The organism is Escherichia sp. MOD1-EC5189 (assembly GCF_002966045.1).
Classification (GTDB): Bacteria; Pseudomonadota; Gammaproteobacteria; order Enterobacterales; family Enterobacteriaceae; genus Escherichia; species Escherichia coli_F.
In genome coordinates this window covers 1-14945 of sequence record NZ_PTRX01000037.1, presented here as the reverse complement: position 1 = coordinate 14945, position 14945 = coordinate 1, and the positions used below count along the sequence as shown (strand labels likewise).

General features: G+C 49.1%; 13 protein-coding genes. 3 read left to right on the top strand and 10 right to left on the bottom strand.

Features of this window, described 5'->3' with window-relative positions; genetic code table 11:
• Positions 1 to 16: 16 nt before the first annotated feature.
• Both rlhA and sutR read right to left on the bottom strand, forming a co-directional pair.
• On the bottom strand, positions 17 to 1978 hold the full coding sequence (gene rlhA, locus ATB02_RS22485) for a 23S rRNA 5-hydroxycytidine C2501 synthase (protein WP_001353206.1): 1962 nt from the start codon (positions 1976 to 1978) through the stop codon (positions 17 to 19).
• A gap of 72 nt (positions 1979 to 2050) precedes the next feature.
• Positions 2051 to 2587, bottom strand: coding sequence for a DNA-binding transcriptional regulator SutR (gene sutR / locus ATB02_RS22480; protein ID WP_000429506.1), 537 nt, complete (start codon positions 2585 to 2587; stop codon positions 2051 to 2053).
• A 52-nt stretch (positions 2588 to 2639) separates the two neighbouring features.
• Here sutR and ydcO point away from each other — a divergent pair, with 52 nt between their 5' ends.
• Positions 2640 to 3851 carry a BenE family transporter YdcO gene (gene ydcO / locus ATB02_RS22475; RefSeq protein WP_105272267.1) on the top strand — a complete coding sequence of 404 codons (1212 nt, stop codon included), beginning with the start codon at positions 2640 to 2642 and terminating at the stop codon, positions 3849 to 3851.
• Between the two features lie 34 nt (positions 3852 to 3885).
• Here the strand turns inward: ydcO and ATB02_RS22470 are convergent, their stop codons facing one another.
• The 3 genes from ATB02_RS22470 to tehA form a co-directional block, all read right to left on the bottom strand.
• Positions 3886 to 4554: a DUF3313 domain-containing protein gene (locus tag ATB02_RS22470; RefSeq protein WP_032184146.1), complete on the bottom strand. Its 669-nt coding sequence runs from the start codon at positions 4552 to 4554 to the stop codon at positions 3886 to 3888.
• Positions 4555 to 4855: 301 nt separating this feature from the next.
• On the bottom strand, positions 4856 to 5449 hold the full coding sequence (tehB, locus tag ATB02_RS22465; RefSeq protein ID WP_000586739.1) for a tellurite resistance methyltransferase TehB: 594 nt from the start codon (positions 5447 to 5449) through the stop codon (positions 4856 to 4858).
• Entirely contained in the window at positions 5446 to 6438 is a 993-nt protein-coding gene (tehA, locus tag ATB02_RS22460) for a dicarboxylate transporter/tellurite-resistance protein TehA (protein ID WP_001376850.1), read from the bottom strand. The genes tehB and tehA overlap by 4 nt, the downstream gene beginning before the upstream one ends.
• 123 nt (positions 6439 to 6561) lie before the next feature.
• On the opposite strand from tehA, the gene ydcK reads away from it, so the two are divergent.
• Complete coding sequence (gene ydcK, locus ATB02_RS22455) at positions 6562 to 7542, top strand: YdcK family protein (RefSeq protein WP_105272266.1); 981 nt, start codon at positions 6562 to 6564, stop codon at positions 7540 to 7542.
• Here ydcK and rimL read toward each other — a convergent pair.
• The 4 genes from rimL to hglS all read right to left on the bottom strand — a co-directional run bounded on the left by rimL (position 7534) and on the right by hglS (position 11723).
• Positions 7534 to 8073: a 50S ribosomal protein L7/L12-serine acetyltransferase gene (gene rimL / locus ATB02_RS22450; protein ID WP_001353208.1), complete on the bottom strand. Its 540-nt coding sequence runs from the start codon at positions 8071 to 8073 to the stop codon at positions 7534 to 7536. The genes ydcK and rimL overlap by 9 nt on opposite strands.
• A gap of 62 nt (positions 8074 to 8135) precedes the next feature.
• Positions 8136 to 8360, bottom strand: a complete 225-nt coding sequence (locus ATB02_RS22445; protein WP_001296778.1) for a YdcH family protein — start codon at positions 8358 to 8360, stop codon at positions 8136 to 8138.
• Positions 8361 to 8499: 139 nt separating this feature from the next.
• Positions 8500 to 10155 carry a glucan biosynthesis protein OpgD gene (gene opgD, locus ATB02_RS22435; RefSeq protein ID WP_000375956.1) on the bottom strand — a complete coding sequence of 552 codons (1656 nt, stop codon included), beginning with the start codon at positions 10153 to 10155 and terminating at the stop codon, positions 8500 to 8502.
• Positions 10156 to 10379: 224 nt separating this feature from the next.
• Positions 10380 to 11723 carry a 2-oxoadipate dioxygenase/decarboxylase HglS gene (gene hglS, locus ATB02_RS22425; RefSeq protein ID WP_105272265.1) on the bottom strand — a complete coding sequence of 448 codons (1344 nt, stop codon included), beginning with the start codon at positions 11721 to 11723 and terminating at the stop codon, positions 10380 to 10382.
• A gap of 216 nt (positions 11724 to 11939) precedes the next feature.
• Between hglS and ATB02_RS22420 the strand changes: the two genes are divergently transcribed.
• On the top strand, positions 11940 to 12863 hold the full coding sequence (locus ATB02_RS22420) for a LysR substrate-binding domain-containing protein (protein WP_000414564.1): 924 nt from the start codon (positions 11940 to 11942) through the stop codon (positions 12861 to 12863).
• Between the two features lie 36 nt (positions 12864 to 12899).
• Here ATB02_RS22420 and trg read toward each other — a convergent pair whose 3' ends face one another.
• The gene (trg, locus tag ATB02_RS22415) at positions 12900 to 14540 is read right to left on the bottom strand and encodes a methyl-accepting chemotaxis protein Trg (protein WP_105272264.1); all 1641 of its coding nucleotides are present in this window, start codon (positions 14538 to 14540) and stop codon (positions 12900 to 12902) included.
• Positions 14541 to 14945: the final 405 nt, after the last annotated feature.

Genomic DNA, 14945 nt, shown 5'->3' with positions numbered 1-14945 from the left:
CCCGAAAACTGGCGTTTTACCCTTTTCGCTTCGGCAATGTTTTCAGCAGCTCATCCGGACTAACGGATGCCACTACGCTTCCCGGTAACGGCATTTTCAGTATGTGATTTTTGATTTTGCCAATGACGTGCATCTCACATGGGCGACAATCGAACTTTAGCGTTAATACTTCATCGCCATTAACCAGTTGCATTGGCGTCGCCTTCCAGCTTTTGATGTTACCTTTTGCCTGTTTCGGACACAGATTGAAGGCAAAGCGCAGACAATGCTTGGTGATCATTACCGGCACTTCCCCCTTCTCTTCATGCGCTTCATACGCCGCATCAATCAGTTGCACACCATAGCGATGATAAAATTCACGCGCTTTCTGGTTGTATACGTTCGCGAGGAAACTCAGATGCGTTTGCGGATAAACCGGCGCAGGATCAGCAACCGGTTTACGGCTGCCGCGCTGGTAACTGGCAAGACGCGCAGCATCAAGCATATCGGCTGCTTCACGGCGGAACTGGTTTAACAGACTGTTTGGTACAAACAGCGCACCAGGCAGGTTAATTTGCACATCGCGGGCGTAATAGATGGTTTGCCCCAGCTTAGCCAGACCATCTTTCAGGTTATTAAGCGCTTTTTCGGCGTTATTAGCTTCGTCGAATTGTCCATCCAGCGTATGCGTGACGCTGACGCCCTCTTCACTGGTCAGGGTCAGAATCAGTTGTTCCTGCCAGCCGCCCAGTTCAATGTCTACCGCTACGCGACGTTCGCTGGATGTTTTGGTCAACGCCTGCTGCCAGTTATGGTCCAGATTACGATTAAGCGGATGATGCGGACGAATTTTATGCAAATCCGCAGGCATCTCATTTGGCCAGACGCGGTACTGATTTTGCCCGGTTTTTTCGACTGTATTGGCGCGAAAGCCAACCACTTCACGTTTAATCATCACATTCAGACCATCGCCATTTGCTAACGGCTCGGTGACGGCAACATCGAGATGATCCTTCGCCACTTTTAATACTTCACCGACCGGCAGGCCGATAAACTTGGGGGAGTCGAACGCGCCGATATCCCCTTTACGGGCGTTAACAAAGTAGTCTGTGCTGCCTCGGTGGAAAGTCTTTTCCGTCGATGGAACAAAGAAATGTTCAGTACGACCTGATGAAGCGCGCGCCAGATCGCCACGTTCTTCAATAATGGCGTCCAGCATCTGACGATAATGGGCGGTGATATTCTTCACGTAGCTCATATCTTTGTAACGCCCTTCAATCTTGAAGGAGCGTACGCCAGCATCAATCAGCGCGCCGAGGTTGGCAGTCTGATCGTTATCTTTCATCGACAGCAGATGTTTTTCATAGGAAACCACCCGCCCCTGATCGTCTTTCAATGTGTATGGCAAACGGCATGCCTGCGAGCAATCGCCACGGTTGGCGCTACGCCCTGTTTGCGCATGAGAAATGTAGCACTGACCAGAATAGGCCACGCACAATGCACCATGAATAAAGAATTCAATGGTCGCGTCCGTGGCCTGGTGAATCGCGCGGATCTGCTCAAGATTCAGCTCTCGCGCCAGCACAATCTGCGTAAAGCCAACATCAGAGAGGAACTTCGCTTTTTCTACTGTGCGAATATCGCACTGCGTACTGGCGTGCAGTTCAATCGGCGGAATATCAAGTTCCAGAATCCCCATATCCTGAACAATCAGCGCATCGACGCCGGTCTGGTAGAGGTCGGTAATCAGCCGTTGCGCAGGTTCCAGCTCATCATCATGCAAAATGGTGTTAAGCGTGACGAAAATTTTTGCACCATAACGATGGGCAAACGGCACTAGTTCGGCAATATCTTTCAGGCTATTACTGGCATTATGACGGGCACCAAAACCAGGGCCGCCGATATAAACAGCATCGGCACCGTGCAAAATAGCTTCGCGGGCAATGGCGGCATCGCGTGCCGGGCTTAACAGTTCAAGTCGATGAGAAGATACGGTCACATTCTTATCCAGTAGCTGAAAAATGGCGGCTATTTTAGCCACAAGCGCGACGTTGCGAAATAGTTTTCCCGCTTAACTGCGTGGGTAATGGATGAGGGAATGAAAATGTACGATTTGCTCCCCACCATTACGATAGACATGCGTAACGTCTGCAGCAAATCGAGCACCTTCTCCACAATTAAGGCTCTGCCATTCACCATCAACGCACAGATCAAGTTGCCCATCAATGACGACAACATGTTCGATTACTCCCTTCTCATGGGGCGTCGATTCACTTATTGCACCAGGTGCCATCTGAATCGAGAAGTGTTCAAAGCAGAGTTGTGGATCATAAGGAAACAGCGAAGTGATCACCATCGCCTGCTGTTGCGGATCATAAACTGAAGGCGTAGCGGACTGCGGCGGAGAAATAAATGTCGAAAATGGCACATTCAACCCGGTGGCAATTTTCCATAATGTCGCGACCGTCGGGCTGGACTCATTACGCTCAATCTGCCCTAACATCGCTTTAGAAACCCCCGTCGCTTCTGCCAGTCGCGAAAGACTCCAGCCGCGCTGCTGACGTAGTTGTTTAAGTGTGGTGGATAAAAAGCGAGTGAGATTTTCCATGTGACTCCTCCGGCAAAGCGGAAGTTTATCACTTGTGCGTTATAACGGACAAATGCTACGGTACCTGTACGCTATAACGCACGAGGTGACCATGCGTCTGTTTTCTATTCCTCCACCCACGCTACTGGCGGGGTTTCTGGCGGTATTAATTGGCTACGCCAGTTCAGCGGCAATAATCTGGCAAGCAGCGATTGTCGCCGGAGCCACCACTGCACAAATCTCTGGCTGGATGACGGCGCTGGGGCTGGCAATGGGCGTCAGTACGCTGGCTCTGACATTATGGTATCGCGTGCCTGTTCTCACTGCATGGTCAACGCCGGGCGCAGCTTTGCTGGTTACCGGATTGCAGGGACTAACACTTAACGAAGCCATCGGTGTTTTTATTGTCACCAACGCGTTAATAGTCCTCTGTGGTATGACGGGATTATTCGCCCGTCTGATGCGTATTATTCCGCACTCGCTGGCAGCGGCGATGCTGGCCGGAATTTTGTTACGCTTTGGTTTACAGGCGTTTGCAAGTCTGGATGGTCAGTTTACGTTATGCGGTAGTATGTTGCTGGCGTGGCTGGCGACAAAAACTTATGCGCCGCGTTATGCGGTAATTGCCGCGATGATTATTGGGATCGTGATCGTTATCGCGCAAGGTGACGTTGTCACAAATGATGTTGTCTTTAAACCCGTTCTCCCCACTTATATTGCCCCTGAATTTTCGTTTGCACACAGTCTGAGCGTTGCACTCCCCCTTTTTCTGGTGACGATGGCATCGCAAAACGCACCGGGTATTGCGGCAATGAAAGCGGCCGGGTATTTGGCTCCTGTTTCGCCGTTGATTGTATTTACTGGATTGCTGGCGCTGGTATTTTCCCCTTTCGGGGTTTATTCCGTCGGTATTGCAGCAATCACCGCGGCTATTTGCCAAAGCCCGGAAGCGCATCCGGATAAAGATCAACGTTGGCTGGCAGCTGCCGTCGCAGGCGTTGTTTATTTGTTTGCAGGTCTGTTTGGTAGCGCCATAACTGGAATGATGGCCGCGCTGCCCGTGAGTTGGATCCAGATGCTGGCAGGTCTGGCGCTGTTGAGTACCATTGGCGGCAGTTTGTATCAGGCGCTGCATAATGAGCGTGAGCGCGACGCGGCGGTGGTCGCATTTCTGGTAACGGCAAGTGGACTAACGCTTGTCGGGATTGGTTCTGCGTTTTGGGGATTAATTGCCGGTGGCGTTTGTTACATGGTGTTAAATTTAATCGCTGACAGAAACCGATAATAAAAAGCGCCATCTTACGATGGCGCGACTGGAATTACTTTTTGTTAACGTCAAACATGGTGGCATCGGTCGCCATGTCATCAATAACTTGCTTAATATTCTCGAAAGCCATTGGCGTACTTTCATTATTCAGGTCTTTACCTTCGCCCTGACGAACGACTTTGATAACCGGTTTATTAGTAGCTGCATCAATTAGCTCACCTTCAAAGTACAGGCGAGTATCCATAGTACGGTGGCCTGTAGCCATTTGCGTCCCCGCGACCACTAATGCGACAGGAACCACTTCATAGAATTGCAACCCTTCTTTGCTGGTATCAACACCGGTAATGGCACCACGGAAAATCAGACTACGCGGCCCAGCGGTGGTAACCAGTGGTTTACGCTGCGCAATCGCTTCTTTCATTTCAGTGTTGGTATAGCTCAAAATTTTATCCAGAACTTTCTGCCCTACCTGAGTAGAAGGTTTCGGCACCGGATAATAAGTGATTGGGTTCCAGACGATGCTGTCATATTTACTTTGATCAAAACTTGGGTCTACCCAACGTAAAACAGGCTTACCCGTTGCAGAATTTGTTTCTTTTAAATCAGAGTAATTGTTTAAAAAGCCAGAATATTTATCTGGCTGGGTGATTTTAGAGGCACAACCAGACAGAGCCAACAAGCCGCATAAAGCTGCAACTTTCGCAATTGATGTGGTACGCATGAATAGTTTCCTGAGATGATTATATTACTTTCTAAGTTATAGCAAAAAGCGCCGCTTCGTGTTGTGGCAAAAAAAGTGTTGGTAAAAATAAATTTATCAGCCCCTTTTCAGACGACATAGTCAATGCCGAAAAAGGGGCTAAGTCAATCATCAGTAGTTAAATATCAGTGCGTTAAGCTGATGAAAAACTTCGACTACCGTGATTAATTTCACATCCTTTTGATTAAAAATATGCTTACCGAAAAGAACAACGGTTAACCATCTCAACGCGGGGCATTTTCACGCGCCTTGTTCTACCGGGTCATTTTTTACGTGCCAGCATCGTGGCGAAACGCAGTTTAATCCGATTACCGTTGGCGTCGGTGCGGTGCAGCTCGCCGACGTCTTCATTGTATTTCACCATCTCCCAGCCTTCGTAATATCGACGTAATTCTCCCTCTTTGAAGGCAAACGGGAAGCCGACGGTACATGGATAATCAGCGGTATCCATCGCCGCCACAATCAGGTTGTAACCGCCAGGTTTAGTGCAACGTTGCATATTGGCAATCAGCCCAGGGATGGTTTTAGCCTCAAGGAACATCAGCACCACAGTCGAAAGAATAAAATCGTATTGCCCATCAAACGTGAGGTTATTCAGATCAACGACCCGGGTATGTAAATTATCCAGATTTTCAATGGATTTAATGCGCTCGACGTTGGCGATACTCATGGCATTTTTATCCCATGCGTCAACTTCATAACCATTGGCTGCCAGGTAAAGACTGTTACGACCATTGCCACAGCCCAGATCCAGCGTTTTACCGGGTTTAACCACTTTCACCGCTTCCAGTACTTCAGAGTGTGTGCGGGTTAATTCATACTTATCAGTAAAATAGTTTTCGTCACGAATGATCATTCTTTGTCCTCAGCTTTCATTAAAACGGCGCGCTCGGTTCTGATTAACAATTTCCCCTGCATCAGAAGCGCGAAAGTACGGATAAGCAGTATTGCTATTATAAAATTGGTAAAGATAAACAGCGGCACCGCCAGGGTATGGAAAAATCCATTATCGCTGCCACTCCCCAAATGCAAACCGGTGGTTGCCAGTGCGGAAACGCCGAACGAGAAACTCCAGAATGAAGCATTAAATGGTTGGGAGAGATACCATGGCATCAGACGTAGCATAAATAGCAATTGCAGCAGTCCATAACCGAAAAGCATTTTTGCCAGCGTGTCCCCCTCGCCGCCGTTGACGCTCAGCCAGGCACTACAGGCCACCAGCGCAGGAGCGAGCTGAATGCCGAGTGATGTCCGCAGCGCCGTGGGTAATTCTCCCGAACTGCGCAGACGCTGCAAGATCACCGGTTCCAGGCTTAACCATGAGAAAACGCCTGCGCCTAAAAACACCAGACCGGCGTCGGTGTAGCCCAATGCACCACAGGCCATTGCGCTGATAAAGTTGTTGGCAACTGTCGGCAGATACAGTCCAGGCGTGGTAGCTTCTTCAGGATGAGATCCGCGCCATAATCCCGCAGTTTGCCAGGCGGCATAAGCCAACTGAACCACGACGCCAAAACTGAACAGGCACACAGCCAGTGGGCGAAACCACGGAACAAAACCAATCGCTACCAGCATCGTCGTTGCAGGAAACAAACTCACAAAACTGCTCATCACTGGATGGCGCACTTCCGCCAGCACGCTATGCGGAAAGCGTATGAGTCGGGTAATAAATGCGCTAGTCAATAATCCCCAGATGATCATCGCCAGAATTACCAGCCCATCCCCTAACCAGTGGCTGACCTGCCAAACCTGGCTGGCATAGCGCCAGGCAAATCCCATCCCTATCGTCCCCAACACAATACCAAAGTAGCCTGCCGGCAAATTGAGCACTTTATCGCTCTGCATCTTGTTACTCATTTTGTTTAATTTATAAAGTATATTTTAAATGCATTTTATGGAATTTTCTCGAGCATAGCCAGACTCGCAGAATTTGCTACGGTTATAGTAAGTCACCTGTGGGAAAACGCTATGCGCAAATATCGTCTAAGTGAAGAACAGCGAGCCTTTAGTTATCAGGATGATGGCACTAAAAAAAGTGTGTTATTACGGCAAATTATCGCCATGAGCGATTTTAACGATGTGATAGCAGGAACCGCTGGCGGCTGGATCGATCGCGAAACGGTGTTAGCGCAGGAAGGAAATTGCTGGATTTACGATCAGAATGCTATTGCGTTCGGCGGAACGGTGATTTCCGGTAATACGCGTATCACCGGCACCAGCGTGCTGTGGGGAGAGGTTTACGCAACGGATAACGTCTGGATCGATAATAGTGAAGTCAGTCAGGGTGCATATATAAGTGACAGTGTCACCATTCGTGACTCATTAGTTTGCGGTCAATGTAGAATATTTGGTCACGCCTTAATTGATCAACATTCTATGATCGTCGCCGCGCAAGGCTTAACCTCCGACCATCAACTCCTGCTACAAATTTATGATCGCGCAAGGGTTAGCGCCTCGCGTATTGTCCACCAGGCACAAATTTATGGCGATGCCGTCGTCCGGTATGCTTTTATTGAACATCGCGCCGAAATTTTTGATTTTGCCAGTATTGAAGGTAATGAAGAGAACAACGTCTGGCTATGCGATTGCGCTAAAGTCTACGGTCACGCGCAGGTGAAAGCTGGCATAGAAGAAGATGCCATTCCGACGATTCATTACAGTTCGCAGGTAGCGGAATATGCCATTGTGGAAGGTAATTGTGTGTTAAAACATCATGTCTTGATTGGCGGAAAGGCAGTGGTACGTGGCGGACCGATTCTGCTCGACGAGCACGTTGTAATACAAGGTGAGAGCCGTATTACAGGTGCGGTGATAATTGAAAACCATGTGGAGTTGACCGACCACGCCGTCGTTGAAGCCTTTGATGGCGACACGGTTCATGTCCGTGGTCCAAAAGTCATTAACGGCGAAGAGCGCATTACGCGAACGCCGCTGGCAGGGTTATTGTGAATCGATAATACGCGCGTATAAGTTCACATCATCATAGGCATCATTCAGAAACTCAGCCTGTTTCAGGCAACCTTCAAGGATAAAACCATTGCGCAAAGCGACCTGGTTGCTTTGCGCATTATCCACCCGACATTTGATCACGAAGCGTCTAAGTTCACCAGACTGAGCGTAATGATGAATCAATGCCTGCAGCGCCTGAGAAATGATCCCCTGCCCCTGATGAGATTCGTCCAGCCAGTAGCCGATTTCAGCGGTTTTATTCAGTGGTTCAATACGATTAAACGAGATAACGCCGATAAGTTCATCTTCTTTGAAAATCATGAACATTTTGGCATAGCCGCGTTGATGCAACATTACATTGCCCTGCACCGTTTTTCGCGTGTCCTCTTCACTTTGAACAAACTGCGGCCAGTTTAGCGACTGCTGTAACCAGGTTCTATTTTTACAGATTAACTGATAAAGAGGTGTGACATGACTTTCTGCAACAGCATGTAATTCTAGTGATTCGCTTACTTTTATCGTTTCTGCCATCTTATCTCCAGTCAATCCATACCACTGTTAAAAAAGCCGCCTGGCTGGCGGCTTAGGAAAGTTTACACCTCTTTGACGCTCTCCTGCTGCAGGATTTTGAGCATCTCATCTTTTAACTGTAGCTTTTGTTTTTTCATGCGGACCACTTCCGCATTGTACCCTCGACCGTCGGAACCTTCCTTTCTGGCAATTTCATGATCAAGTTTATTGTGTTTATCGAACAAGGACATAAAGCGAGGATTTTCGTTTTTCAGACGGGATATTAAATCTCGGTATTCTGGAAACATACGCACTCCCTGTTAGTGGCTGACAAGGTGTATCTGAAATACACACCATCAGATTACTCATTTAACTTAGGGAAAAATGCGAGCGGGATCGTGTTTAACCAGACGACACCTCCCGAAGAAGGTGCCGAAGAAAAAACGATTAACTCATCACGCGGTCGTCAACATACTGACGTTTATCGGGTGCTGGCGGGAAATACTGATACAGCCATGTTTCACTGATAGCGTCGCCCTGACAACGCAGATACATCCGCATATCGACCGGATCAGTGGAGTCCGAAGTCGGATACCAGTCAAACTGAATACGATAACCATCAATGGGTTCAATATAGAGAATTTCGATTTGCTTCGCTTCCCCACTGGAAAGCGTAATCACCGGCTCAATGCCTTTTGGTGCGGCAGCTTTCAGATCACCACCAACGAAATCGACGGCAAAACGACGCGCCCATTTTTCGGGATAGTGTTCACCAGGCGCCCAACCTTCCGGGAAACCGCCCATGCCGGTACGCGTTGCCATAACGCGCGCTAATGGGCAATGAACAGGCGGTTGCGCACTCCAGTACAGACGATACTGGAATGCAAACTCATCACCCGCTTTTACAGCTTTTTCTGGCTGCCAGAAGCAGACAATGTTATCCAGCGTTTCGCCCGTTGTTGGGATTTCCATCAGGCCGATGGTGCCCTTACCCCACTTGTTACGCGGCTCCACCCACAGACTTGGGCGTTTGTTATACCAGCCCATAATGTCCTGATAATGGGAGAAATCACGATCCAGTTGCAATAAACCAAACCCTTTCGGGTTGTTGTCGGTGTAAGCATTGAACTGCAATTTTTGCGGATTGTTCAGCGGACGACAAATCCACTCGCCGTTGCCCCGCCACATGGACAAACGATCAGAGTCATGGATTTGCGGATGAATGGTGTCGCACATCCGACGTTCATTAGTACCGCAGCTGAACATACTGGTCATCGGCGCAATGCCCAGCTGTTTAATGTCTTTGCGCGCATACAGGTGATTTTCCACATCCATAATCACCTGACTTTTCTCACAATGGATAGTGAACTTATAGGCACCAGTAATGCTGGCGCTATCGAGCAACGCATAAACGGTAAAGGTGGTTGCCCCCGGTTTTACCGTATCAAACCAGAAGGCGGTAAAGTCGGGGAACTCTTCTTTACTGTCGGTGTAAGTGTCGATCGCCAGGCCGCGAGCCGACAAACCGTATTGATATGTATCATCAACGGCGCGGAAATAACTCGCACCGAGGAATGATACGACATCACGGCGCGCCAGTTCGGGGGCTTTAAACACGCGAAAACCGGCAAAACCGAGATCGCTTTGCCCTTCTAATTGTTTGGTATCAACACCCGCATCGTTGTATTTGAACAACTCCGGGCGAAAGTGAATTTCACGCGCCAGATGTGTTGCGGGATCAACAGAAAACATACGAACGCGGCGACGGAATCCCATTCCCATATGGAAGAACTGAGCGTCCAGTTGACGGTTCTCAACGTTATGCCAGAGCGATTTTTCGGCGTCGTATTGAATACTGTTATAAGCCTGCGGCGTCATTGTCGCCAGAGTGTCAGGTAACGGACGCGGCGCACCACGCCACGCGGTTTGCGCTAAGTCGTGCGCCATTGACTGTAGAATGGAGAAGTCAAAACGCTGGGTTTGCCCGTCGGCAATATCAGAATCTGCCGCGAATGCCGCCTGAGAAAAAAGAGAAGCAATGCCGCTGGTACCGCACACGGCGGCCATAGCCATTGAACCTTTAATAAATCGTCTACGATCCATACCTGAAAGTGAGTCCTTCTGGTGTTGTGAATGGTCCCGCGCTGGTCGTTTTCAGCGGCAAGAAAGTGCTTATTTATGACCGCTCACTCTAGACAATATTTATTAATAATCCAATTGTTGAACTCAGAGAATATGCATTAATCGGCAATTTTTTTATGTCGATGGGATGAGCCTGATTCGTTTGTAAAATCAGGCAAATTTTTGCAAAGGCGGATGGTCAGAATTTAAAGCAAACCACAGCGACGTTTACTGCGTTCTTCCGCTTCCTGATAAAGCTGGAACTCATCCAAAACCGGGCAGCCCAACGCCTGCTCAAATGCTTCGCGACTGGCATTACCGTGACTGCGTGCCTGCGTTTCATTACCCAGATTTGACTGGAAGATCCCCGCCGCGCTAACGGGCAAGAAATCTTCATAGGTAATGGGTTGCGCCACTATCCAACCACGTTCAATTAAGGGCTGTGGATCGTCTCCGGGATGAATCGCCTGACGATGCGCCTCACCCGAAGGCGTCAAACGGTACCGGAACCATGCCAACCCTTGCTGACGCATTAAAAACTCACTGTCAGGAAAAGTGCGGAAGGTTTCCTGTAAATGCATTTGGTGAGTGAGATTATCCTGCCCGGTTCCAGCGTTCCGCAGTAGATCATCATACAGTTGTCGTCCTTTCGGCGTTAATGCCACGCCACGCTGCTCTATTTCACCAAAGCGCGCGGTATGCGTGCCCTGTTTCTGCCCCGCAAACAACACCGTCTCTTCCAGTGCTTTAAAGCTGGTCTGGCGTAGTAAAATCGGTACCTCGCGGCGCGGCGGCCCTTCGATCAGAATTTTGGGTTCAATTCCGCATTCAGGCATCATCGACTGCACCCGGTCAATATCCAGCGTGCGTGGCGTCAGGTGGTTGATATGGCATCCAGGAAAACAGACCACATCAGCAATCAGCCGATGTTCGTTATGCAAGGCGCGATAGGTTACTTCATCCACCGTTGCTGACTGGTGCCAGCGAAACGTTTCCAGGGCTTCCTGTACAAACTCCTGTGCCTGTGTTTCGTTAAAACCGCCCCGCTGCTCATACTCCTCTAACAGTTGTCGACAACGTGGGGTAAAGATATCGCGCTGACATAGAATCTCCGCCGCTTTCTGACGCAAGATTTCGTTCTCGATAAGCTCCAGGCGGAGTAATGAGGTAAAAACGCGGAAGGGATTACGCGCCAGAGAAGCATCATCAATGGGCCGAAATGCTGTGGAATGTACCGGCACGCCCGCCTGCGAGAGATCGTAATAGCTCACCGGGTACATCCCCATAATGGCAAACATCCGCCGAAGAGTAGCAAGCTCTTGTGCAGTCCCAACGCGAATTGCCCCATGACGTTCAACATTCAGTCGCGCCAGCTCGTCTGCATTTACCATTTTTTCGTGCAGTTGAGGATTGTTTTCCAGCACAGCCAGATTCACATCAGCTACCAGTTCCAGCAGCGTGCCGTACTGCGGAACTTCTTGCTGGTACATGGCTGACATTGCCTGCGAAAACTGTTCCCGAATCTCATCCGCCGTGATGCTGTTCGCCATAATGTCTGCCTCCATTGGTCAGTAATCTGGAGTGTAGGTAACCACATTCACTCTGGCGGGAAGAATTTACAAACTGTGATCTCGCCGCGAAAACATCAATATTATCCATTTTCCTGTAACGCAATTGCTTTGATTGTTAATAATATTTTGCAATCAAGTTATCATAATCAAACAACTTCACTTGTCAGCGACACCGCTTCGTTTTTAACATCGCTTATGGAAAAAAATAGTCTGTTTAGTCAGCGCATCCGTTTGCGCCACCTTCATACATTCGTAGCTGTTGCACAACAAGGAACTTTGGGGCGCGCAGCTGAAACCCTTAATTTGAGTCAACCTGCGCTCTCCAAGACATTGAATGAACTAGAGCAATTGACAGGTGCTCGCTTGTTTGAGCGTGGTCGTCAGGGGGCGCAACTTACCTTACCCGGCGAACAATTTTTAACGCATGCCGTCAGAGTGCTTGACGCCATCAACACTGCCGGACAGTCGCTTCATCGTAAAGAAGGTCTTAATAATGATGTCGTCAGGGTTGGTGCACTACCTACTGCGGCACTGGGGATATTACCTTCGGTTATAGGTCAGTTTCATCAGCAACAAAAAGAGACGACCTTGCAAGTTGCGACAATGAGTAACCCTATGATTCTGGCGGGTTTGAAGACCGGCGAAATCGATATCGGCATTGGTCGGATGTCAGATCCTGAACTGATGACCGGGCTTAATTATGAACTGCTGTTTCTTGAATCGCTGAAGCTGGTTGTCCGCCCTAATCACCCGCTACTTCAGGAGAACGTAACGCTAAGCCGGGTGCTGGAATGGCCGGTTGTTGTATCACCAGAAGGCACTGCGCCACGCCAGCATTCAGATGCATTAGTGCAGAGCCAGGGCTGTAAAATTCCTTCGGGCTGTATCGAAACGCTGTCTGCTTCGCTATCTCGTCAACTTACGGTTGAATACGACTACGTGTGGTTTGTCCCATCTGGCGCTGTAAAAGACGACCTGCGTCATGCCACGCTGGTGGCCCTGCCTGTTCCGGGGCATGGTGCAGGCGAACCGATCGGAATATTGACCCGCGTAGATGCGACGTTCTCTTCCGGTTGCCAATTGATGATTAACGCTATTCGAAAATCAATGCCGTTCTGAAAAGTAAGGGATCTTTCGATCCCTTCTTTGATATTTTCACGCTGCTGCGAAACTAACAGACTCACCAGCTCCGCGAGGTTCTGCCGACACAGAATGTTTGTTCAGACGGAATACGTCCACCGCCTCAGTTAATCGTGCAGCCTGTTCTTCAAGGGACACCGCCGCCGCTGAGGCCTCTTCTACCAGAGAAGCATTCTGTTGCGTCACCTTATCCATTTCAGAAATCGCCTGGCTAACCTGTGTTATGCCTCTGCTTTGCTCATCCGAGGCGGCGGCGATTTCCTGCATGATATGTGTGACACTCGCGACGGCATCAACAATAGTGCTCATGGTTTTCCCTGCCGTTGCTACCTCATCCGACCCCAGGTCAATTAACCTGACTGATTCACTGATCAAGCCTTCAATCTCTTTCGCCGCCTGGGCGCTGCGGCTTGCGAGTGTCCGTACTTCGCTGGCGACAACGGCAAATCCACGTCCTTGCTCACCCGCTCGCGCGGCTTCAACGGCAGCATTCAGTGCCAGAATATTCGTCTGGAAAGCAATACTGTTGATGACGGAAGTGATCTCGGAAATTTTCTTCGAACTCGTGGAGATAGCGCCCATCGTTTTTACTACACCGGAAACCGTCTGCCCGCCATCGCTGGCTTTAATAGAAGCCTCTTGCGCCAGTTTGCTGGCATGATGCGCGTTATCCGCATTCTGTTTCACCGTTGCAGTGAGTTGCTCCATGCTGGCGGCAGTTTGTTCGATAGCCGCCGCTTGTTCTTCGGTGCGAGATGACAGGTCCGCATTGCCAGCGGAAATTTCGCTGGTGCCACGATAAATCTCTTCCGCGCCCTGTCGAACGGTCCCTACTGTCATCCCCAGTGAATGCTGCATTTGCTGTAAATGATGACTTAAGCGACCGATTTCATTACGACCTGCCGGATCATCATTCATCGTCAGATCGCCACTGGCGATTTTTTCAATCCGTTGTGCGGCATGTTGCAATGGACGAATGACGATCCGACGTAGCACCATAAATGTTATCAGCGTCATGACCAGGGCAAGCACAAACGCGCCAATCATGAACATCCCACCCAGGCGGGTACGCTGATGGGCCAGTTCCGCCAATTGGTTGGCTCTGGTGCTACGTATCTTAACGGCTTTGTTCAAAATATCGGTATAAGCATTATCCAGCGGTCGGTTCTGCTCACTTTCATGATTGATAATCGCTTCAAACATGCCATTTTTGGCATATTTCAACATAGGTTGCATACCCGTGATATAAGCCTGAAAGCGTTGATTTAATTCAGTGTCGAGGGCTTCATCAGCAGGTGTTTTCACCGGCCGATTCTGATAAGCACGATACCCTTGCTGCGACTGTTTAATCTCCGATTCGGCTTGCGCAATATTTCGCTTCATTGCTTCCATTTCCGCAATACGACTCGCCGCCCCGGCCTGAATCATATTGATCCGGGCCGAACGCAAAAAATCTGAGCTGTTCGCTAACCCGGTCCGAATCTCAATCTCCGCAGTCACATCACGCTGATCGCGATCGGCCTGCCAGAGGAAATAGCCAGCCAGGGCTGAACTCAAGGCAAACAGAAGTAAGATACCGCCAAGAATGCAGGCAAATAACGGAACCAGCCTGATGTGATGCAAAAAACCTAATCGCTGTGAGGGAGTTGTATTCATTACCGTTGTCTCTCTTCCAGGTTTACTCCTGATAGAAAGTCATCGGCATTTGACGGTAATTACTTACGACTAAAAACCTCTTTGCGTCACATTTTTACAACAATTATTGCAGAGAAGATTAATGCCATTGGATTGAAGAAAGTGAGGAATGGTTAAACTGGCTAACCCGAATGACGAAAAATTCTGGAAAACAGCACGCAATTTCGTCAGGTGATTATTTTCGTCCCTAAGGAAACCACATAGGATGCTCACGGGTGCCTGAGACTTTCTGTTTTCAGGCTAACCGGGAATCAGAAAGACGAAGGCCCCGACCGATATTTCTATCAACTGTACTGCACCCATTTTGTTGGACGATGAAATGGAATAGCCCCTAATATGTCAAAGCCAAAATACCCTTTTGAAAAG